This is a genomic window from Shewanella vaxholmensis (genome assembly GCF_031932135.1).
Lineage (GTDB): Bacteria > Pseudomonadota > Gammaproteobacteria > Enterobacterales > Shewanellaceae > Shewanella > Shewanella hafniensis.
On the sequence record NZ_JAUOEV010000029.1, the window covers coordinates 40,673 to 61,817 of the forward strand.

The following is a 21,145-nucleotide window of genomic DNA, read 5'->3' on the forward strand; positions in this document are numbered from 1 at the left end:
TGTTTTATTGTTATCGGCAATAGTGCACAACATTAAAGTAAAGCCATGTCACCCTTATCTTCGAGCCAGTTTTTACGGTCCGGCGAACGCTTCTTAGCGAGCAACATATCCATCAAAGCATCTGTCTCTTCGATATCATCTATGGTCAACTGTACTAAACGACGGGTGTTCGGATCCATCGTTGTTTCACGAAGTTGTAAAGGATTCATCTCACCCAAGCCTTTAAAGCGGGTGACTTGTACCTTGCCCTTTTTATTCTCAGCGGCAATGCGATCTAAAATTCCCACTCTTTCGGCTTCATCTAAGGCGTAATACACCTCTTTGCCGATATCGATACGGAACAGTGGCGGCATGGCAATATACACATGCCCCTGTTCAACCAAGATACGGTAATGCTTCAAAAATAGCGCGCATAACAAGGTAGCAATGTGCAATCCGTCGGAGTCAGCATCCGCAAGGATACAAATCTTGCCATAACGCAGTTCAGAGATATCACTGCTATCGGGATCGCAACCAATTGCGACCGAAATATCATGGACTTCCTGTGAGGCTAACACTTGTGAAGCATCGACTTCCCAGGTGTTTAAGATTTTGCCACGCAGCGGCATAATGGCTTGAAACTCGCGATCGCGGGCCTGTTTCGCACTACCGCCCGCAGAATCTCCTTCCACGAGGAATAACTCTCCGCGCATCGGATCTTGGCCACTACAGTCCGTTAGCTTACCCGGTAGTGCAGGCCCTGAAGTCACTTTTTTACGGGCGACTTTTTTAGCGGCCTTTAACCGACTCTGGGCGTTATTAATGCACATTTCGGCTAACGATTCAGCGAGTTCAGTATTGGAGTTCAACCAAAGTGAAAAGGCATCACGCACTACGCCAGACACAAATGCAGCGCATTGGCGGCTCGAAAGCTTTTCTTTGGTTTGGCCAGCAAATTGCGGTTCTTGCATCTTCACCGACAAAATAAATGCGGCGCGATCCCAAATGTCTTCGGGTGAAAGTTTAATACCGCGGGGAATTAAGTTTCTGAATTCACAAAATTCCCGCATTGACTCCAATAAACCTTGGCGGAAACCATTCACATGGGTACCACCGAGCGGAGTCGGAATTAAGTTAACATAACTCTCGCCAATGGATTCACCGCCTTCTGGCAGCCAAGTAATCGCCCAATCAGCGGCTTCTAGCTGGCCCTTAAAACAGCCGACAAACGGCTCATCTGGCAACCTTAAATTGTCGCCAATCGCCGCCTTCAAATAATCAGTTAGGCCGCTTTCATAGAACCATTCATGGACTTCATTTGTCTGTTTGTTGGTGAATTTAATCCGTAAGCCAGGGCACAGTACCGCTTTAGCCCGCAGCAGATAAATCAGTTTTGAATTAGAGAAGTTAGCCGAATCAAAATAGCTGGCGTCGGGCCAAAAATGCACTCGTGTTCCGGTATTGCGACGACCACAAGTTCCCGTTGGGCGTAACTCTTCAACCTTAAAGCCATTTTCAAATGCAATATCATACACTTGGCCATCACGGCGAACTGTCACTTCAACACGGCGCGACAGCGCGTTAACGACTGAAATCCCCACACCATGCAAACCGCCAGAGAACTGGTAGTTTTTATTCGAAAATTTACCGCCGGCATGCAATTTGGTCAGAATTAACTCGACCCCAGGAATGCCTTCTTCAGGGTGGATATCCACCGGCATACCACGGCCATCATCGGTGACTTCGAGGGAGTTATCTGTATGTAGAACAACTTCAATTTTGGTCGCGTGGCCCGCTAATGCTTCATCGACACTGTTGTCTATGACCTCTTGGCCCAAATGGTTCGGTCTGGAGGTGTCGGTATACATACCTGGACGGCGTTTAACAGGATCGAGTCCGTTGAGAACTTCAATGGCGTCAGAGGTGTATTGATTCGTCATAGGGCACGCTATAGGTTGTTATATCCGGCCATGTTGCGGCTCGGCATGTCTGTTTGTCAAGGTAAGTGTAAAAATTGGCTTACAGTTTGCAGATGCGATTCGTAGCCAACAAAACTGTGATCGCCTCCCGCTTCAATTCGCAATTGGCAGTGATGGTACTTATTGAGCGCTTCGCGATAATCCAGCACTTCATCACCCGTCTGCAATAATACCAAAAAACGATCCGGATTGCGGATAACAGCTGTATTAAATTCAGTAACTTCCCGCTTATGCTCGGGCACGACAAGATAATGCTGTTCGGTATAGGGATTAAATTGCGGCCCCATAAACTCATCAAATAATTCAAAGGGTTTTACCGCTGGATTGACTAACACAGCTTTGCCGCCATAAGTTTCGGCTAAATAGCTGGCAAAATATCCGCCTAACGATGAGCCTAAATAAGCTAATGGCTCTTTGGCATCGAGAGCCGCCTCAACATAAGTGGTTAACAGCGCCATAGCAGCCTTGGGTGTATTGGGCAATTGAGGCTGATGAAAGGTCACACTCGGGTGATGCTGCGCCATGTACTTAGCCGTTATCACAGCTTTATCTGAAAAGGGTGAGCTATTAAATCCGTGAATATAAAGCAGCATATTTCCTCAGGCTGCGGTTATTCGCGTTAATAACCGCTAGAGTTGTTGTCGGGGGAAAAATGGTTACCCGGTACGCGATACACTTTAGTGTTGATGCTACCATCGGCTTTCAACTCCAGCAAACGATAACCCGGTTGGACGCTATCCAAGGCAAAATAAGGCGATAACGGCTTAAATTGAATACAAGTGGAAGGTGTCGCCATCAGCTGCATGCTGCCATGGGGGCCGTTGTGGTGGGTATCGATACATTGGTGCACATGGCCCCAGAGTAATCCTTTGACCTGCGGATACTTTGCTACTCGCGCAATAAATTCGGCGCCATTGTCCATGCAGTGCTGATCTAGCCAAGTGCAATTCACGACAATGGGATTGTGGTGCATCACCAATAAAGTGTGGCATTCGGGATGTGCGGCAATGGCTTTATCAATTAATTCAAACTGAGTCTCGGCCATATTGCCGCCGGGCTTTCCCCGCACGGTTGAATCCAACATGAGAATTTGCCAGTTTCCGGCCAGAATACGCTGCTGTCCAAAAATCTGTTCACCTTGCATGTGCAGATACATAATCCGCGGATCATCATGATTTCCGGGAAGATAATGGCAAGGTAAACCAATAGGAGTGACGGCTTTCACAAATTGCTGATAGGACTCAGCCGAGTAATCTTGACTTAGGTCACCCGTGGCAAGCATCAAATGAGCGGGATAGTCCACAGCTCTAATTGTATTTAATACGGCAGCAAAACTCTTGCTAGTATTGACTCCTAATAGCTGAGCTTCAGGATCGGCAAAAAGATGCGGATCTGTGACTTGCACGATACGCACGCTTTCCCCTTCAGCTATGGAGTAAGAGACAGCCTCTTTCAGCACATTGAATACCCAATTCTAAGACTGGCACACGACACTATGGTGGTAACCAATCTTTAATAACTCTTCCAGGAATGCATTCACCTGGTGCTTTTCATCACTTTGATACATACGTACATTGGGATAATCATACACTGGGCGTAATTGGTAAATCTGTTGACCAGTTAACACTTCTGCTAATTTAGCATCGTGATAAATTCTCACTAACACCTTGGGAATATTGATAAACTCCTTGATTGCAATGGGGCGTGATATCTCAACTAATTGAGTATATTTGGTATTTTCTAAAATTCGCACTACTAATATACCAAACTCACCTTCGAGTCGCCATGACTCACCGATAGCTATCTCTAACGGTAACCATTTCAACATGTAGCCATAATTTCGCCCGCACAGTGCAAGAAAGTCACTGACATTGGGTTTATAGCGTCGTTTTAGACTCGAAGTAGCCAAATTCATCCCAACTTAAACCAGTTGTTGATAGTTTAATTGTAACCATTGTAATCCAATGACGGTCGACGCATTATCGATCTCGCCCGCAACCACACTATGATAAGCTTGCTCGCGGCTTAGGACATGCAATCGAATATCTTCGTGCTCTTCAGCTAATCCATGCAATCCTTGAGCGTCGTTCGAATCAACATCGGCCCAATAGAAATAAAAACGTTCTGTGCTGCCACCTGGGCTGGCGAGATAACTATTCACACTGTGCATTTGCTTAGCGGCCAAACCGGTTTCTTCCATTAATTCGCGGTGCGCAACGTCCAGAGGCGTTTCTTCGGCTGCAATCATACCCGCGACCAACTCGAGAAGCCAAGGAGATTTAGTGGTTGCTAATGCAGGAAAACGTACCTGTTCGATAAGCACCACTTTATCTTGTCTGGCATCATAGGGTAGAACGACGACGGCATGACCCCGCTCAAACACTTCGCGGGTGACAGGTTTGCTCCAGCCGCCTGCAAACAATTTATGTTTAAAAGTGTATTCGTCCATTGAGAAAAACCCTTGATACAGGGATTTTTTTTCTAAGATCTCAATATCCGTTTGCGAAAAAACAGGGGGTTTCATACTCTATCCTTAAAAGTTGAATTTGCGCCTATAATCAAGGCAATTTGAGCACATTTTTAAAATAAAATCTGTTACACTTCGAATTTGACTTGAAAGTGTCAGAGTTCTTAGACTCTAGGTCATTAAGTTTTAGCTGTATCGGGAAGCGTCGGGAAGCGCAAACCGCCTTGGTAAAGGCATTACTTAGTCTAAACGAAGTTAAAATATTCCTCCGTGGGGGGATTTTGTCTAATAAGGACAGCAAATGAAATTTAAGATCCATAATTTATGCGCAGCATTAACACTTGCGGCTTCCGCTTCAGCGGTACAAGCAGATGATTTGTTGCAAATTTATCAACAAGCACTGACCAGCGACCCGCTCGTATTACAAGCCCAAGCCCAGCGTAATGGTTTATTTGAGAAAATCGAACAAAACCGTGCTCCGCTATTGCCAACTATTAGTGCAAACGTCGGTTATGACAAAGCTTGGAATGATCCTAAGGATGATTCAAGTGGTCTAGTGGGTAGCCTGAAATTAAATCAAGTGATTTATGATCATAGTGCTTGGGTCGGTTTAAGCCTTGCTGAGAAAGCCGCTTCTCAAGCTGATTCTGCCTATGCTTCAGCATTACAAAACTTGATTACTCGTATCACTACAGCCTATTTCAACGTATTAACGGCGAAAGATAACTACGAGTTCCAAGGTGCAGAAAAACGCGCGATCGAACGTCAACTTGAACAAACTAAACAACGTTTTGCTGTGGGTTTAACCGCAATTACCGATGTGCATGAAGCCCAAGCTCAATATGACTTAGCCTCAGCCACTGAAATTTTAGCTGAAAACACACTCGCTAATAGCTATGAAGCCTTACGTGAAATCACTGGCATCGATCACAAGACAATTAACGTGTTAGATACCAACCGTTTCTCGGCCGTTACGCCAGCGCCAACGTCGTCAAACGAATGGTTAAAGATTGCTGAAACCAATAGCGTCGATTTGATGACTCAACGTATCGGTAAAGATATCGCTCAAGAAACCATTAAGCTTTATCAAGCAGGCCACATGCCTTCTTTAAGCTTGAATGCAGGTTACAACAAAGGTCTTGAGCAAAAAACTGGTAATATCAATGAGCCTGACTTTGATAACGTCAGTGTCGGTGTCAACTTAAGCATTCCGATTTTCGAAGGCTTTAAAGTGAGCTCACAAGTTAATCAAGCGCAATTTCAATATGTTGAAGCGAGTGAAAAACTTGAGCAAGTTTACCGCGGTGTAGTGAAAAACGTCCGTAATAACTACAACAACGTAGGCGCTTCTATCAGCTCAATCAAAGCCTATGAGCAATCGGTTATTTCATCAGAAAGTGCACTGAAAGCCACTCAAGCGGGTTTCGAAGTCGGTACGCGTACTATCGTTGACGTATTGAACCGTACTCGTGACTTGTACGATTCAAAACGTAAACTATCAGATGCGCGTTATAGCTACATCAACTCGGTCATTGCCTTGAAGCAAGCAGCGGGTACATTGAATGAAGATGACGTGATTGCCATCAACAATGGCTTAATTGCAGAGTAATCTCTTACCGTTAGCAGATTTAAAGTTGTTAGATGTAAAAAACCGCCAATAGGCGGTTTTTTTATATTCAAACGCTACATCAACAGATTAGAAGTTAATTTCAACGCCCGCGAAGTAACCTTTAAATTTTGTATCGGCACTCACACCCGAGAAGTTACTCACGTCGAATAAAAACTCACGGTAGCCTACACGTACACGGGTATCGACGGCCAAACCATCGAATTGCCAGCCTAAACCAATCGCATAATCGTGAACGCTTGATTCATTTACGCCCTGCATTAAATCAGCAAAACCGTACAAGCCTAAGCCTGGCATACCCACATGTGTACTGGCATAACCCATCACAATGCCGCTATCGACATCTTTCTCTTCAGGGTGACCAGGATCTTGCACGCGCAGGGAGCCATTCATTAACTTGTAAGCAGCACCAAGATCCAATGACACTATGTCGTTATCCAATATTTCGTAATACAACACGAAATCTGTGTTGCTCAGATCGGTATAAGCAGTCACATTACCTTTAAAATCATGACCATTGAAGTTGAAATCAGCACCTGACATGCTGCCTTTCTGATCTAAGCTATTTTCACGGATTTTAATATTAGGGACAAATGGCAATGGATGCTCAACCGCAATCCAGTAGCTACCTTGAGCCGATGAACTGTAATCAAATGTTTGCTGTGGTTGGCCTTTATCGGCAAAAGTACCGCTAGTATCGGCGCGCCAGTAGTCACCGCCAATTGTGAAACCGACCACAGTGGCCGCTTGGGCTGATGTGGCCATGCATAATCCTAATACCGCACTGGCGAGGAGAGTTTTTTTCATAATTAACCTTGAGATAGCAAGTTCGTTAAATCAATCACCGCGGCATTCGCACGGGATACATAGTTAGCCATAACCAATGAATGATTAGCGACTAAGCCAAAACCGCTGCCATTAAGCACAACAGGGCTCCAGACAGTTTGCTGAGTCGCCTCCAGTTCACGAATGATCTGTCTTAGGCTCACTTCAGCATTTTTCTTCTTTAAGACATCGGCAAAATCGACTTCCACGGCGCGCATAAAGTTCAGCAAGGCCCATGAAGCACCACGACTCTCATAGAAAACATCATCAATTTTCCACCAGCTGGTTTTCACCTGATGGCTTGCCAAGTTAGGCGTGGATTGACGCGCCGCATTATCGCCGGCTAAATCGGTATTCAAACGCTCTTGGCCAACACTGGCCGATAAACGCTGCGACATGCTACCCAGACGCTTCTGCACTTCTTTCAACCATTCATTGAGGTTGTCGGCGCGGGCATAAAACTGTGCATCTTGATTGTTAGGGTCCATCATGCGAGCACGGTACAGCTTCAGCAATTTAATGGCATCGCGGTATTCGCTTTCAGCACTTGGCACTAACCAGCTCGTGTGATCGATATTGAGCTTAGATTGGGCTTCGCCTAAATCTTTATCCGCTGCCGATTGTGACTGCGAGCGACTAAACTCCTTACGCATAATCAAAGCTAAATCGCGGGCTTGTTCTAATGCGCCGTATTCAAATGCGGGCATGTTATCCATAAAGATAGAAGGTGGCATCACATCGTTTGATAACCAACCGCCTTGCTTATCCAGTAATGTTTCGACCGTGAGGATCAGCGAAGTGGTGGTTGCGTATCCGACCACATTTTTATCGGTAGCCGTCAATTGTTGAGGATTGATAGGATCGGGCTCGATACTCCACCACACACTCAGGCCATAACCGATTAATACTAAAAATAAACCGACACCGGTAACTTTTTTCCATGTAATTTGCATCAAGCGACTCCTTAATGATGGTGATGATGCTCTTGCTCTGCGGCGTTTTCTGCTTCTTTACTAACAGGCAGCGTAATCGCCATCTTCTTGCCATCGTCAAACTCTAATTGCAGTTCAACTTGCTGCTCTAACACCAATGGTGCTTTTAAACCTAGCAACATGACGTGATCCCCTGACGGCGTTAACGTTAATGCGCCATGGGATGGGATATCAAAACCTTCAACATGGCGCATCTTCACCATGCCTTGGTCTTCGATAATAGTGTGTAATTGGGCATCCTTTGCCACAGTAGTACTGACGCCGATAAGACGAACCGCTTTATCTGTGTGGTTTTCAAGCGTAAAGTAGGCGGCAGTATTTGGTACTGTCTCAGGCATGGCGCGTACATGACCTTCGGTCACTATCACGCTCGCCAACGCTGAAAATGATGCACAAGATAAAACTAGACAATTAAACAGCTGTTTGAATATTGGTTTCAATGTCTTAAACTCCATGTCTACCCAATGTCGTCGTAAAGGAAACAACCCATGAGTCATATACAGGTTCAGGATGATCAGGGCGTACGTATTATCAGCTTTAATCGCCCCGATAAACGCAATGCACTTGATCTTAATATGTATAAACAACTGACAGAATACCTGATCGAAGGTGAAGCAGACAACGACATTCGTGCCTTTATGCTCCATGGCCAAGATAATTGCTTCACCTCAGGCAATGATGTTGCAGACTTTTTGAAAAATAGTGACTTAGGGCCAAATCACCCCGCGGTACGTTTCTTATTTTGCCTGTTAGAACTCAAAAAACCGCTGGTTGCCGCCGTTTCTGGCGCCGCCGTCGGCATTGGCACTACCGTACTACTGCACTGCGATCTGGTATACGCCGATAACACGGCGAAGTTTCAACTGCCCTTCGTCAACTTAGCACTGGTGCCAGAAGCGGGTGCTAGCCTACTGTTACCTGAACTTGTGGGTTATCAAAAAGCGGCAGAGCTATTGCTACTCGGCGAAAGTTTTAATGCCGAGACGGCCCACAGACTCAATATGATCAACGAAATTGTGGCCCATGAAGACCTACTCAGTTATGCATTGTCTCAGGCTAAAAAGTTGGCAAATCAACCGCCACAAGCCCTACAAATCACACGTCAATTAATGCGTCCGCATAAAAATCGTGTACAACACCAAATGCATCAAGAATTAGAACAATTTAGCGCTAGGCTAAAAAGTGATGAAGCCAAGAGCAGATTTCAGGCTTTTTTGAAGAAGTAGTCTACAAGCAGTATGCACATACATGTCGCATGAGGGTCAAAGTGCCCTCTTGTTGATAGGGTTAACACCCTATTTTTTTTAAAAAAATTCTTTCAATTTTTCAATCAAGACAAGCCTCAAATATAAGTATCACTGCGGGCTTAAACGGGTCTTTTCCATTGATCAACTAACAGTGCTAAAACAAAGTAAATCAACAAACTCACGCCAGGCATAAATACCGTCGCGCCAGCCCACACCACTCGAGTCCAAAAGCAAGACCAACCAAATTTCCATGCCATACCAGCGGCAACACCACACACTAATCGCTCTGGGCTCTCCATACGTGCTTTTACTCGTTTCATCTAAAACCTCGACTCAATTGATTGTAATTTATTTATCACTATGCCACTGAAACCAGCAAATAATGCCTGAAAACAACGCAAGACTAATTACAGGTAACAGTAGCAAAGTCATTAAAGGTGCTACAAACCACATAAGCAGATCCCCTACTTAGCGCTATATTCATCGGCACTTGCCGACTCACCTTCATTCTCAGCGCTTAAGCCAAGTTGACTGTTAAAGTCATAAATACTTTCAGCAAGTTGTGTTTGCAATGACATCACAAACTCACGCTTAGCACTGACTAACATTTCTTGTGTTTGGGTAGTTAGCGTTTGCTCAATGGTTCCGACAACATCCGATATTGGCGCGGCTTCTGCGTGTACTGCAACGCTACCGACTAACGCACCTAATAACACGCTCATTTGTACTGATTTTTTAATGGTTAACGTAAACATGATGGCATCCCTTTCGATTAATTAACTTGACGAAAGGAGTATTACAAACTGCGTGCCAACTTATAAAAGTATTTTTAAGATTATGATTTTAATCATTTAAAAAAATTTTATGTGGATAAGATGAGATATAGGGATGGATTGAAAAATAACAAGTGGTGAAAAATACTACTCAAATTAGTAAATTTCACCATCTTTTAAGTCGAGTGGAAATTACTCTGTAACTTCAGCCTGAATATTCTGAAAAGCCTGCTTTACCACTTCTATCCCAGCGCCGTTTTTATGGGCATTTTCGCTCAAATAACGACGCCACGCACGGGCACCCGGTAAGCCTTGGAATAACCCTATCATATGGCGAGTAATATGATTGAGTCGCCCACCCGACAGCAAATGTGCTTCGATATAAGGCAACATTGCCTCAATCACATCCTCACGGCTGATCACCGCCTTTTGGCTGCCACATAGAATTTGGTCTACCTGCGCCAGAATATAAGGATTCTGATAGGCCTCACGCCCCATCATCACGCCATCAAGCAGCGCTAAATGGAGTTGCGCTTGCTCGAGTGTAGTAACACCACCATTAATGCCAATATTGAGCGCGGGATAATCGCGCTTGAGTTGATAGACACGCTCATAATCGAGCGGCGGGATCTCGCGATTCTCCTTCGGACTCAAGCCTTGAAGCCAAGCCTTACGGGCATGAATAGTAAAATCCGTACAGCCTTTTGCACTGACCACATCGATAAACTGGGTTAAAAACGCATAACTGTCTTGTTCATCAATCCCGATACGTGTCTTAACAGTCACAGGAATATCAACCACTTGCTTCATGGCATCAACGCACTCAGCCACCAACTCTGGTTCCGCCATCAAACACGCGCCAAAGCGACCATTCTGCACTCGATCGGAAGGACAACCCACATTGAGGTTCACTTCATCGTAGCCACGCTCAGCCGCAAGTTTAGCGCAACGCGCTAAATCGACAGGATTAGAGCCACCTAACTGCAACGCCAAAGGATGTTCTTCTTGGTTATATGCCAAGTAGTCACCACGACCATGCAATATCGCCCCAGTCGTCACCATTTCCGTATACAACAAAGCATTAGCCGACATCAAACGCGCAAAATAACGGTAATGGCGGTCAGTCCAATCCAGCATGGGCGCAATGGAAAAGGTGCGGTCGAGCAGTAGGCCATCATTAAGATTATTTTTCAACACGTTACTATCGACTCAAGTAATTAAAATTTGCCAGTAAGTTATCGCTTAGAAAGGTAAAGAACCTTAATTTAAGCCGCAGATTACCAATAAACCTTATGCTTAAAAATGGAAAAACAGTAAACGAGTTAACGTTTACTGTTTTATTGCCCCCTCAGAGCTAGCGGATTATATCCTAAACTGACCACTTTGGGGAGTTTAAGCTGGAATTGAGGCCTGTCTCTGAGCCAAAACTATAGCTCGCTCCAACGCCTGAGTAAGTTATGGTAAATCCCCGTCAAATCAAACAACTCTTGTTCTGCCGTGGTTTGTGCTGTCAAAGATTGAATCGATTGATCAAGTTGAAATAGCAAACGACGCTGACCTTCATCACGCACCATACTTTGCAACCACATAAAGGCAGCGGTACGCTCTCCCGAGGTCACAGTAGTTACCTGATGCAAACTCGTCGAGGGATACAAGACTAATGAGCCGGCAGCAAGCTTAATACTTTGCTGACCATAGGTATCTTGGATTACTAATTCGCCGCCCTGATAGCTTTCTGGTTCACTGAGAAACAAGGTCGCAGAAAGATCGGTACGCACCATACCCTCGTTTGTCGAGCGAATTGCATTATCAATATGATAACCAAAAGTTTCTCCGCCTTGATAACGGTTAAATAAGGGAGGATAAAACTGTAATGGCAAGGCCGCCGATACAAATAATGGATGGGCCAGTAAGCGTTCCATAATCAGCTCACCAATGCGAATAGCCACGGGATCGTCTTTGTCTAACTGTTGATTCCGTTTACGGGTTGTCGCCATTGCGCCAGAGGTTTGATTACCGTCTATCCAGCGGCGGGCATCTAACTGTTCGCGTAAGTGACTCACTTCTTGTTTTGAGAAAACATTAGGAATTTCAATCAGCATCTCAGGGTTCCATAGGGCAAAAATACAATATGACTTATAGCGTTTATAAAACATAAAAGGCAGCCCGAAGGCTGCCGTAACATTAGCTAATGCCTAACATTAAAAATGCATATCAGCACTTAACATGACCAAACGTCCAGGCGCCATGTTAGCAAAATGCGCGGTATAGGCTTTATCGTAATAACGCTCGTCCGTTAGGTTTTGCACATTCAAGCGCAACGTCAGAAAGTCATTCATCTTGTAAGATGAAACCACATCAAAGCGCCAGTATGAAGGAATCGATAAGGTATTGGCGGTATTACCATAAACCTGACCCATATAGTAGGCGCCAGTTCCAACATTTAACTGCTCAGTAATGTCATAAGTCGTAAATAAACTGATGCTATTTTTGGCAGTATTAGGGAAACGATTGCCATCGAAAGCGGCATTAAATCCATTACTTTCTAGACTAGCATCAAGATAGGTGTATCCACCAAATCCATGCCAATGCTCAGTGATATCACCTGAAAAACCAATTTCGAAGCCCTTCACTTTCTGCTCACCGACGTTTTCTTGCGGTGAATTGCGATCAGCAGAAGTCGCAACGCGAGCGTTGTTTTTCTCGATTTGGAATACTGAACCATTTAGCGATAAACGGCCACTAAAGAGATCCCACTTAGTACCTAGCTCGTAACTTTCAGTATCTTCAGGTTTTAAATCTTCATTGTTACTACCAAGACGATCTGAACCATCACCATTAGATGTTCCTGGCGGATTCGAAGATGTGCCCCACGCCGCATAGATACTGCCATTAACCGCAGGTTTATACAGCACTGATAGCTGGTAGTTTAAAAAATCATCGTCATTGGATAGTGATGAGGTCGAGTTCTGTGCAGCAGTGCTGTAATCATCCCAGCGTACGCCACCGTTAATCATCCAAGATTCATTCAACTCTATGGTATTGAAAGCATAAACTGAGCGAGTGTCTGTTTCGGTTACAGTAGCATCAGTCCCTAGTGTTACGCTGCCGACCCAAGGATCGTGAGGGTTAGGGTTAGATAGCAAAGTACAATTGTAATTAGCCAGCAGTGCATCATTACAACCCGCATTACGACCATTCCCCGTATCGACCGTATAACTTAAGTTGCTGGTGCGCTCGTTGCTAAACTCAGTACCAATCGCAAAACGGTTGGTGAATCCAGCCAGTTTAGCCTCACCCGCCAACTGTAATTGGGTTGCGAGCGTTTTAGTCACTGAGTGGCGCGATTTAGTATTACGCCAGACATAACCATTGGCGACATTGCCTGTCGTGTCATCGGGGTTGGTCACAATGTAATAATTGGTATTACGGCTATACACTGAGGTCGAGGTAAATTGCATGTCACTGTTGAAGTCATGGCTTATCAGCACTGAAGCTGTATCGTCATTATTATCGCGAAAATCCCGCGACAATAAGCCATAAAAATTATTAGGATCGACATCGGCAGGCTCACCAGTTGCTTGATCGTAGGGGATCCCATAATCAGGTATGTCATGATTTTCAAAATGATAGTATTCCAACGTCACCTTAGTGGGTGTCGTCAAACCAAAGGTCACTGAGGGTGCAATGCCCCAGCGATTACCAGAGACTTCATCACGACCCGGTGTATTGGCATCGTGCGCCATAAGATTCACCCGCACCGCAGCTTCATCAGCAATGACATGGTTAACGTCAAGACTCGCGCGTTTTAAGGAATCAGTACCAATCGCCACATCCGCATTAATAAAATCTTCTGCTTGAGCTTTTTTCGTCACAATATTGATACTGCCGCCAACAGCGCCACGGCCGTTATAAACAGAACTAGGCCCCTTCAGCACCTCGATTTGTTCGATGTTAAAAGTCTCACGGCTCTGGGAACCCACATCTCGCATACCATTAATAAACGTCGAAGATTGAGCGTCATAACCACGAATAAACGGTCTGTCACCGTAGGGATTACCACCTTCACCCGTACCAAGCGTAATACCAGGGGTTGCCCGCAGAGCATCGGTAAAACTTTGTGCCCCCATGTCTTTGATCAAATCTTGGTTAATCACAGTGACAGTTTTAGCGCTATTGAGCAGATCATCAGTAAATTTACCAGACTGTACTTTGCGCGTGTTGTAACCCAAATATTCGCCGTTAACCTCAATATGTTCGACTTTCTTACCAGCGACTTGTGCCTGCTCCGCTGCTATCGCAGGGGTAGCTGATACAGCCATACCTATAGTTAATGAACCTAAAACATGGGCGCCGAGTGCGACTCGGCCATTGCGGCGTTTTGCAAATTTCATTAAAAGCATTCCTGTTGCGGACTAAACCCTGTAACAGATGTCCCCCACCTGTTAATCGCCCGCTAATATAAGGAAATCGCACAAACTGATCAATAACTATTATCATTTGCATTATTGATTAACATTAATTGCAGGATTGTTCACCCAGCAATGCAGGTTTACTGCTTGCAGCTGAAATTGAGAGTAGTGGGAAAAATGAGAATGTCTTGATGTTTAAAAAACCGGCGACGAGCTAACCACATAAAAATATTACGTTATTACGTTATTACGTTATTACGCGAGCCGAGTCAGTTTGTGCAATGACGACTGTAATGAAATTATCTACGGGGGATATTTTAATGTTGCTGTTGATAAATCTCGTTAGCTGCCAGACGATAGCGAATGGAATGGTATCGCAGAATCGCACTAACCGAGATGCCACAGAGTCGGGCAATAACCGCTCTCCCCTCAGTTGTTGAATAGATAAAAGTCGAGTTACTCCATAAAAAGGCTAAAAAACTTTGCAGCATCGACACACATGGGCCACTATGAATGGGGCTAATAGTGTCGATATTGCATCATGTTTTGTATTTATGTAGCGTAAAACAGCGCCATTTGACGTTCAACGTCTTCCTGAGTAACACTTGTAAACTATGATGCAAAGCGATCGCAACCATAAATGGCACAGTGATATTGGGCCTTAGCCGCATATATCTCGGATAAATGATAAGAATATCTTTAAATTAGCCTCACATTTATAGCTGTCTCATCTAAGCTGATAGAGTGTGATCAAGATTGCTGTCGATAAGCAACTTTTCTAATAGCCTTAAGCAATGCCATTACTTCATGGTTTAGGCTCAAAAGAGGACAAACTTAGGCATGAACGTTAATTTTATTAATCCTTTCCTCCAATCTCTGCTCAATGTCATTTCGACTATGGCGAGCATGGATTTGACGCCGGGCAAACCTCAAATCAAATCAGATAACTTAGCGAAGGGGGATGTGTCTGGCCTCATTGGGCTCGTTGGCCCCCAAACAAAAGGATCACTATCGATTACCTTCGAACAAAAGCTGGTTTTGCAGATAATGCAGAATATGCTGGGCGAAAACCCGGGTAAAATTAACGAGGAAGTGACTGACCTAGTGGGTGAAATTACCAACATGGTGACTGGTGGCGCAAAAAATCTATTGGGTCAGAAAGGCTATGAGTTTGAAATGGCCACCCCTATGGTCGTGTCAGGAAAAGGCCACACCATTTCCCATAAAGCCAATGGCACTAAGATTATTATGCCATTTACCAGCCCACATGGGACTGCTTATATCGAAATATGTTTTGAAAACTAATAACTTATAATGTACTAAGCCAAGATGGCTCAAATGACATTAACGCTCCTGTCGCTCTGGTTCTTATGTTTCATTCGCTTATTTAAAGCCAGATAACAAAGATCAGAACGGCTGGTTTAACATCATCTGAATATACCGCTACTGTTCATCTACTTTCTCATTTGTGTCTAAGACCTGTTCAACTCGCACGGCTCTATCCGTAAACATATCGAGTCACCCTGCCAACACATGAATACTTAAGTGAAATTCGCTTATCTAAGCCCTACTCGTTCAACAAATAACAAACTAGGGACTAGCAGGTAACAGGGTTTTATTCACTGCTGTCAGCCAATGCAAGGATAATGCTAGTGATTCATCACGGAACTTTATTCTAGGATTACCACAAATAAAAAAAACGGTGTTTAAGACACCGTTTTTATAATGCTGCATTTTGAGCTTAACTCGCTTAAGCCAAGGCGGTTTATTTCATGAGACTAGGTCGACGAAACCATGCCTAGGAGAAGACTAAACCCGTGAGTCTAAGCTCATGGAGGTAACATCACGAGATAAAGCTATCAAAGCCTAACTAAGCCAAACAAACCGCGACTCTTGGAGTGAGCTTAGTGACTAATTCATAAGCGATAGTACCAATATGCTCAGCGACTTCTTCAACGGGTAATGCTTTACCCCACAACAAAGCACTGTCGCCAACCTTATCCTGCGCATCTTGGCCTAAGTCGACAGTCAACATGTCCATAGAGACGCGGCCAACTATGGGTACGCGACGACCATTAACCCACACAGGTGTACCTTCCGGTGCATTACGGGGATAACCATCACCATAACCAATTGCGACGACACCTAAACGAGTATCTTGCTTCGCGGTCCAAAAACAACCATAACCCACTGGTTGATTGGCTTTATGATCCCGCACCGCAATCAACTGTGATACCAGTTCCATCGCAGGTACGAGTCCGTGATTCGCACCGCAATCCCCCGTGACGGGTGAGACACCATAGAGGGCGATTCCTGGACGGATCCAATCGCCTTGGCTTTGCGGCCAATACAAGGCACCAGCAGAGTTGGCTAAGGTTCTAAATCCGGGCAAGCCAGCCGTTAAGCTATTAAAAGCCGCCATCTGCACTGAGGTATAACTATTATCAGGCTCATCTGCACAGGCAAAATGCGTCATTAAATGAATCGGTTTTGCCACATTGGGGCAGGCCATTAACCTTGCGTAAACCGTTGAAAATTGCTCAGGCGTAAAGCCTAAGCGGTGCATGCCTGAATCCACTTTCAGCCAAACAGTCACAGGTTTAGGCAGCACGGTTTGCTCTAACATCTCAAGCTGAGAGCTATGATGCACCACAGTGTCGATATCATGCCCGACGAGTAACGGGAGATCGGTGGCGCGGAAAAAACCTTCCAGCAATAACAACCGAGCTGTCACGCCGCCCGCTCGTAATTCTAAGGCTTCATCCAATCGTGCTAAGCCAAAGCCATCAGCACTGACTAAACAATTAGCGACATTCAATAATCCATGACCATAGCCGTTCGCTTTAACGACGGCCATTACGCGACTCGCTGGTGCCTGTTGACGCAACGCAGCGAGATTGGTTTGCAGTGCACTACTGCTAATTTCTGCACGGGGAAAAGGGTTCAAAATTTACCTTGCTTACTCAGGAAATAAAAAGTCACGGAGATAAAAAATACATCAACACAGCTCATCTTCCGCAAACACAAACTGACTATTTCAAACGTCAATTTAGTCTTCTTCAAACTGAGGTCCGGCATAATTATCGAAGCGCGAAAATTGCCCTTGGAAGGTGAGTCGCACTCGACCAATCGGGCCGTTACGTTGCTTACCGATAATGATTTCAGCCGTACCTTTATCTTGAGAATCGTTGTTATACACTTCATCGCGATAAATAAACATGATGAGATCCGCATCTTGCTCGATAGCGCCCGATTCACGTAAATCCGAGTTTACCGGGCGTTTATCAGCCCTTTGCTCGAGCGAGCGGTTAAGCTGTGACAGAGCAATAATCGGAATTTCCAACTCTTTAGCTAATGCCTTGAGCGAGCGTGAAATCTCAGAAATCTCTAAGGTACGGTTATCTTTCAAGGCGGGCACCTGCATTAACTGCAGGTAATCTATCATGATCATCGACAGGCCGCCGTATTCACGGGCGATACGACGCGCGCGGCTACGAACTTCAGTTGGCGTTAAGCCCGAACCATCATCGATATACATTTTGCCTTGCTCGAGCATGATACCCATGGTCGATGAAACCCGCGCCCAATCCTCATCATCGAGCTGACCGGTACGGATTTTGGTTTGATCGACGCGGCCCAAGGAGGCCAACATACGCATCATAATCTGTTCTGACGGCATCTCGAGACTGAAAATAAGCACCGGCTTGTCTTCATTCATCGCGGCTTGTTCGCACAAGTTCATCGCAAAGGTGGTTTTACCCATAGAAGGACGCGCCGCAACGATAATCAAGTCGCCGGATTGGAAACCAGCGGTCATCTTATCCAGATCGTTAAAGCCGCTCGAAACCCCAGTCACACCGTTATGGGGGTTATTATAAAGCTGCTCAATCTTATCGACGGTTTTTTCTAGAATGGTTTTAATGCCTTCGGGACCTTCGTTGGCATTGGTTCGCATCTCAGCGATCTTAAAGACTTTACTCTCAGCAAGGTCGAGTAATTCACCCGAGTCGCGGCCTTCTGGGTTGTAACCCGCATCGGCAATTTCGTGCGCGACGCGGATCATGTCACGTACTACGGCACGTTCACGGACGATTTCAGCGTAGGATAAAATGTTGCCCGCACTGGGAGTATTTTTGGCAATTTCACCTAAATAGGCAAAACCACCGGCATCTTCTAATTGATTTTCAACTTCGAGCTGTTCAGAAACCGTGATCAAATCGATCGGCTGCCCCAAATCGACCAATCTGTGCATGGCAGAGAAGATCATCTTGTGTGAACGGGAGTAAAAGTCATCTTTTACGACGGCCTCAGCTACCCTGTCCCACGCTTCGGCATCTAACATCAAGCCGCCTAATACCGATTGTTCAGCCTCAATGGAATGCGGTGGCAGCTTGAGTCCATCAAGCTGCAAATCTCTTGGCTTACTTTTAGGCTTAAAAGCACCTTGTTGTGACATTAACGCTCCCGATTTCCAACAACTTAACAAAATATGATATAAAACCCGCGTCAAGCAAACAGGATGTTTACACTCGCCTGTTATCTCATTCCAACGGACACTCTAATAATCAATAAGGAAAGAACATGCGTATTGCATTGGTTGCGGCCTTAGTAATGACATCCGGCATAGCAACTGCCGACGAAGGACAATGGCAACCTTATCAAATGCCTTCTATTGCAGACAAACTCAGTGAACGCGGAATCGATATTCCTGCCGAAAAACTGGCCGATCTGACAAGTTATCCCATGAACGCCGTGGTAGGGCTGGGCTATTGTACCGCCAGTTTTGTCTCCCCCCAAGGGCTAGTTGTGACAAACCACCATTGTGCCTTCAAGGCGATACAATATAACACCAAGAAAGAACATAACTATCTCGAACAAGGCTTTTTAGCGACATCAATGGGCAAGGAACCCTCTGCCGGTCCTAACGAACGTTTATACATCACAGAGGCAGTAACCGATGTCACCGCCCAAATCAATCAAGGCCTAAGCCAAGATCCGCTGAGCCGTTACGAAGACATTCAAAATCACAGCAAAGAATTGATCAAAAGCTGTGAAGCCGATGCTAACTATCGCTGTAATGTCCGCAGTTTCCATAACGGTCTAGAATACTACCTAATCAAGCAATTGATGATCCGCGATGTACGCTTAGTCTATGCACCACCAGAAAGTGTCGGTGCCTTTGGCGGCGACATCGATAACTATGAATATCCACGCCACTCGGGTGATTTTGCCTTCCTGCGAGCTTACGTAGGAAAAGATGGCAAACCCGCCGCGTATAGCGACGATAACATTCCTTACAAGCCAAAGAGTTACCTTAAAATCAACGCCGATGGCGTGAAAGCCGGTGACGGCGTGTTTGTCGCAGGTTATCCAGGCTCTACCAGTCGCTATAACCTCACTAGTGAGCTTAAGTTTGCCAGCGACTGGCTGTATCCCACCCAAGCTAAACGCTATCAATTACAGATTGATACTATCGAGGCTATGGGACAGAAAGATGCCGACATCGCCATTAAGTACGCTGGCAATATGGCATCAATGGCCAACCGGATGAAAAAACTCAACGGTCTACTTGCCGGTTTTAAAGCTACGGATATCGTAGGCATTAAACAAAGTCGTGAGGATAATTTTTTAGCTTGGCTTAAACAAAACCCTAAGCTAAATCAAAATCTCATTGCTGAGTTAGAAGTGTTACTCGCCGAGCAACAACAAGCATTCCAAAGTAATTACTACTTTACCAATGCCCAATCGAGCACATTGTTAACCGCAGCAAACAGCCTCTACCGTCTTGCTAAAGAAAAACAAAAGCCCGATGCCGAGCGTGAGCAAGGCTACCAAGAACGTGATATTGCTATGCTAAGCTCGCGTCTTAAACGCATCGATTCAAGTTTTGATGTCACTGTTGATAAGACTTTGTGGCTACAGGATTTAAATGCTTACCTAGGTCAATCTAATCGCGTGGCAGCGCTCGATCAAATGCTAAGTGTGAACACGAAAGATGCCGATCTAGCAGCTAAGCTCGATGGATTGTACTCACTCACGACGCTCACAGATCAAGTCCAACGTTTGGCGTGGATGAATGCCGATGTCAATGCCTTCGAAACCAGTGCCGATCCCTTTATTCGTTTAGCCGTAGCCCTTTACGACACCAATATGGCACAGGAAAAAACGGAAAAAGTCTTAGACGGCAAGTTATCCACAGCTCGCCCAGACTACATGGCCGCCGTGATTGACTACTATAAAGCCAACAACTGGCCGGTCTACCCTGATGCCAACGGTACGCTACGTATCAGCTACGGTATGGTCGATGGTTATCAATCACGTGATGCACTCTACAAACAGCCGTTTACTCGTCTTGATGGCATAGTCGCAAAACACACAGGCGTAGAGCCCTACAATGCACCGAAAAAGCTACTCGATGCGATTAGCGAACAACGTTTTGGCAATCATTTAGTGAAGTCGGTTTATCAAGATCCTCGCGGCTGGATTTGCAGACTCTTCTCTTGCTTAGACAAACCCGAAGAATTTAACTCTGTACCGGTTAACTTCTTATCGAGCGTGGACACCACAGGCGGCAACTCCGGCTCACCCGTCTTCAACGGTAAAGGAGAACTCGTTGGCCTTAACTTCGACTCTACCTATGAAGCGATTACTAAAGACTGGTTCTTCAACCCAACCATCACCCGTGCCGTGCACGTGGATATCCGCTATATCCTGTGGATGATGGACGAAGTCGACCATGCCGATAATCTGATTAAAGAACTGGATTTAGTGAGAAATTAATAGTCACATTAATGTATCAGGTATTTATACCTGATACATTTTCCCACCCAAAGTGAGATATACA

General features: G+C 45.2%; 19 protein-coding genes. 4 read left to right on the plus strand and 15 right to left on the minus strand.

All coding sequences use genetic code 11. From position 1 onward, the window contains the following. Positions 1-32: 32 nt before the first annotated feature. From parE to nudF, 5 genes are read right to left on the minus strand one after another with little or no spacing between them, the layout of a single operon-like run. On the minus strand, positions 33-1,919 hold the full coding sequence (gene parE, locus Q4Q46_RS19540) for a DNA topoisomerase IV subunit B (protein WP_106649494.1): 1,887 nt from the start codon (positions 1,917-1,919) through the stop codon (positions 33-35). Between the two features lie 56 nt (positions 1,920-1,975). Further along, positions 1,976-2,551, minus strand: coding sequence for a YqiA/YcfP family alpha/beta fold hydrolase (locus Q4Q46_RS19545; protein WP_311906835.1), 576 nt, complete (start codon positions 2,549-2,551; stop codon positions 1,976-1,978). Positions 2,552-2,577: 26 nt separating this feature from the next. Next, positions 2,578-3,417 (minus strand): 3',5'-cyclic-AMP phosphodiesterase, encoded by an 840-nt coding sequence (gene cpdA, locus Q4Q46_RS19550; protein ID WP_268650224.1) that lies wholly within the window; start codon positions 3,415-3,417, stop codon positions 2,578-2,580. Positions 3,418-3,432: 15 nt separating this feature from the next. Beyond that, the gene (locus Q4Q46_RS19555) at positions 3,433-3,873 is read right to left on the minus strand and encodes a DUF1249 domain-containing protein (protein ID WP_311891524.1); all 441 of its coding nucleotides are present in this window, start codon (positions 3,871-3,873) and stop codon (positions 3,433-3,435) included. 6 nt (positions 3,874-3,879) lie between these two features. Then, positions 3,880-4,482, minus strand: a complete 603-nt coding sequence (gene nudF, locus Q4Q46_RS19560; protein ID WP_311906836.1) for an ADP-ribose diphosphatase — start codon at positions 4,480-4,482, stop codon at positions 3,880-3,882. 244 nt (positions 4,483-4,726) lie between these two features. On the opposite strand from nudF, the gene tolC reads away from it, so the two are divergent. Continuing rightward, complete coding sequence (tolC, locus tag Q4Q46_RS19565) at positions 4,727-6,034, plus strand: outer membrane channel protein TolC (protein ID WP_063882267.1); 1,308 nt, start codon at positions 4,727-4,729, stop codon at positions 6,032-6,034. Between the two features lie 87 nt (positions 6,035-6,121). Here tolC and Q4Q46_RS19570 read toward each other — a convergent pair whose 3' ends face one another. Genes Q4Q46_RS19570 through Q4Q46_RS19580 form a run of 3 tightly spaced genes read right to left on the minus strand, consistent with a single transcriptional unit; the run spans position 6,122 to position 8,324 of the window. Then, positions 6,122-6,859, minus strand: a complete 738-nt coding sequence (locus Q4Q46_RS19570) for a TIGR04219 family outer membrane beta-barrel protein (RefSeq protein ID WP_006083028.1) — start codon at positions 6,857-6,859, stop codon at positions 6,122-6,124. Positions 6,860-6,861: 2 nt separating this feature from the next. Beyond that, positions 6,862-7,830, minus strand: coding sequence for a DUF2333 family protein (locus Q4Q46_RS19575; protein ID WP_006083029.1), 969 nt, complete (start codon positions 7,828-7,830; stop codon positions 6,862-6,864). Positions 7,831-7,841: 11 nt separating this feature from the next. Next, positions 7,842-8,324 carry a copper chaperone PCu(A)C gene (locus Q4Q46_RS19580; RefSeq protein WP_311906838.1) on the minus strand — a complete coding sequence of 161 codons (483 nt, stop codon included), beginning with the start codon at positions 8,322-8,324 and terminating at the stop codon, positions 7,842-7,844. A gap of 33 nt (positions 8,325-8,357) precedes the next feature. On the opposite strand from Q4Q46_RS19580, the gene Q4Q46_RS19585 reads away from it, so the two are divergent. Continuing rightward, the gene (locus Q4Q46_RS19585) at positions 8,358-9,095 is read left to right on the plus strand and encodes an enoyl-CoA hydratase (RefSeq protein ID WP_006083031.1); all 738 of its coding nucleotides are present in this window, start codon (positions 8,358-8,360) and stop codon (positions 9,093-9,095) included. A gap of 140 nt (positions 9,096-9,235) precedes the next feature. Here Q4Q46_RS19585 and Q4Q46_RS19590 read toward each other — a convergent pair whose 3' ends face one another. The 5 genes from Q4Q46_RS19590 to Q4Q46_RS19610 form a co-directional block, all read right to left on the minus strand. Beyond that, a complete protein-coding gene (locus tag Q4Q46_RS19590) occupies positions 9,236-9,436 on the minus strand; it encodes a PspC domain-containing protein (RefSeq protein ID WP_006083032.1) in 201 nt (66 codons plus the stop codon). Between the two features lie 144 nt (positions 9,437-9,580). Further along, a complete protein-coding gene (locus tag Q4Q46_RS19595; RefSeq protein WP_006086053.1) occupies positions 9,581-9,871 on the minus strand; it encodes a hypothetical protein in 291 nt (96 codons plus the stop codon). A gap of 210 nt (positions 9,872-10,081) precedes the next feature. After that, on the minus strand, positions 10,082-11,086 hold the full coding sequence (dusA, locus tag Q4Q46_RS19600; RefSeq protein WP_311906839.1) for a tRNA dihydrouridine(20/20a) synthase DusA: 1,005 nt from the start codon (positions 11,084-11,086) through the stop codon (positions 10,082-10,084). 230 nt (positions 11,087-11,316) lie between these two features. Further along, positions 11,317-11,991 (minus strand): Fe2+-dependent dioxygenase, encoded by a 675-nt coding sequence (locus Q4Q46_RS19605; RefSeq protein ID WP_311906840.1) that lies wholly within the window; start codon positions 11,989-11,991, stop codon positions 11,317-11,319. A 99-nt stretch (positions 11,992-12,090) separates the two neighbouring features. Further along, positions 12,091-14,283 (minus strand): TonB-dependent receptor, encoded by a 2,193-nt coding sequence (locus tag Q4Q46_RS19610; RefSeq protein ID WP_300478883.1) that lies wholly within the window; start codon positions 14,281-14,283, stop codon positions 12,091-12,093. Positions 14,284-15,141: 858 nt separating this feature from the next. On the opposite strand from Q4Q46_RS19610, the gene Q4Q46_RS19615 reads away from it, so the two are divergent. Further along, entirely contained in the window at positions 15,142-15,606 is a 465-nt protein-coding gene (locus Q4Q46_RS19615; RefSeq protein ID WP_006083037.1) for a chemotaxis protein CheX, read from the plus strand. A 565-nt stretch (positions 15,607-16,171) separates the two neighbouring features. On the opposite strand, the gene alr is transcribed toward Q4Q46_RS19615, so the two are convergent. Next, on the minus strand, positions 16,172-17,248 hold the full coding sequence (gene alr / locus Q4Q46_RS19620; protein ID WP_311906841.1) for an alanine racemase: 1,077 nt from the start codon (positions 17,246-17,248) through the stop codon (positions 16,172-16,174). Between the two features lie 102 nt (positions 17,249-17,350). Then, positions 17,351-18,757: a replicative DNA helicase gene (dnaB, locus tag Q4Q46_RS19625; protein ID WP_106649436.1), complete on the minus strand. Its 1,407-nt coding sequence runs from the start codon at positions 18,755-18,757 to the stop codon at positions 17,351-17,353. Positions 18,758-18,882: 125 nt separating this feature from the next. On the opposite strand from dnaB, the gene Q4Q46_RS19630 reads away from it, so the two are divergent. Beyond that, the gene (locus Q4Q46_RS19630; RefSeq protein ID WP_311906842.1) at positions 18,883-21,081 is read left to right on the plus strand and encodes a S46 family peptidase; all 2,199 of its coding nucleotides are present in this window, start codon (positions 18,883-18,885) and stop codon (positions 21,079-21,081) included. Positions 21,082-21,145: the final 64 nt, after the last annotated feature.

What these genes read in the sequence shown, in the direction of transcription:
- parE (WP_106649494.1), bottom strand. Translation starts at nt 1,919, where the DNA reads ATGACGAATCAATACACCTCTGACGCCATTGAAGTTCTCAACGGACTC.
- Q4Q46_RS19545 (WP_311906835.1), bottom strand. Translation starts at nt 2,551, where the DNA reads ATGCTGCTTTATATTCACGGATTTAATAGCTCACCCTTTTCAGATAAA.
- Q4Q46_RS19555 (WP_311891524.1), bottom strand. Translation starts at nt 3,873, where the DNA reads ATGAATTTGGCTACTTCGAGTCTAAAACGACGCTATAAACCCAATGTC.
- nudF (WP_311906836.1), bottom strand. Translation starts at nt 4,482, where the DNA reads ATGAAACCCCCTGTTTTTTCGCAAACGGATATTGAGATCTTAGAAAAA.
- tolC (WP_063882267.1), top strand. Translation starts at nt 4,727, where the DNA reads ATGAAATTTAAGATCCATAATTTATGCGCAGCATTAACACTTGCGGCT.
- Q4Q46_RS19570 (WP_006083028.1), bottom strand. Translation starts at nt 6,859, where the DNA reads ATGAAAAAAACTCTCCTCGCCAGTGCGGTATTAGGATTATGCATGGCC.
- Q4Q46_RS19575 (WP_006083029.1), bottom strand. Translation starts at nt 7,830, where the DNA reads ATGCAAATTACATGGAAAAAAGTTACCGGTGTCGGTTTATTTTTAGTA.
- Q4Q46_RS19580 (WP_311906838.1), bottom strand. Translation starts at nt 8,324, where the DNA reads ATGGAGTTTAAGACATTGAAACCAATATTCAAACAGCTGTTTAATTGT.
- Q4Q46_RS19585 (WP_006083031.1), top strand. Translation starts at nt 8,358, where the DNA reads ATGAGTCATATACAGGTTCAGGATGATCAGGGCGTACGTATTATCAGC.
- Q4Q46_RS19590 (WP_006083032.1), bottom strand. Translation starts at nt 9,436, where the DNA reads ATGAAACGAGTAAAAGCACGTATGGAGAGCCCAGAGCGATTAGTGTGT.
- Q4Q46_RS19595 (WP_006086053.1), bottom strand. Translation starts at nt 9,871, where the DNA reads ATGTTTACGTTAACCATTAAAAAATCAGTACAAATGAGCGTGTTATTA.
- Q4Q46_RS19605 (WP_311906840.1), bottom strand. Translation starts at nt 11,991, where the DNA reads ATGCTGATTGAAATTCCTAATGTTTTCTCAAAACAAGAAGTGAGTCAC.
- Q4Q46_RS19610 (WP_300478883.1), bottom strand. Translation starts at nt 14,283, where the DNA reads ATGAAATTTGCAAAACGCCGCAATGGCCGAGTCGCACTCGGCGCCCAT.
- Q4Q46_RS19615 (WP_006083037.1), top strand. Translation starts at nt 15,142, where the DNA reads ATGAACGTTAATTTTATTAATCCTTTCCTCCAATCTCTGCTCAATGTC.
- dnaB (WP_106649436.1), bottom strand. Translation starts at nt 18,757, where the DNA reads ATGTCACAACAAGGTGCTTTTAAGCCTAAAAGTAAGCCAAGAGATTTG.
- Q4Q46_RS19630 (WP_311906842.1), top strand. Translation starts at nt 18,883, where the DNA reads ATGCGTATTGCATTGGTTGCGGCCTTAGTAATGACATCCGGCATAGCA.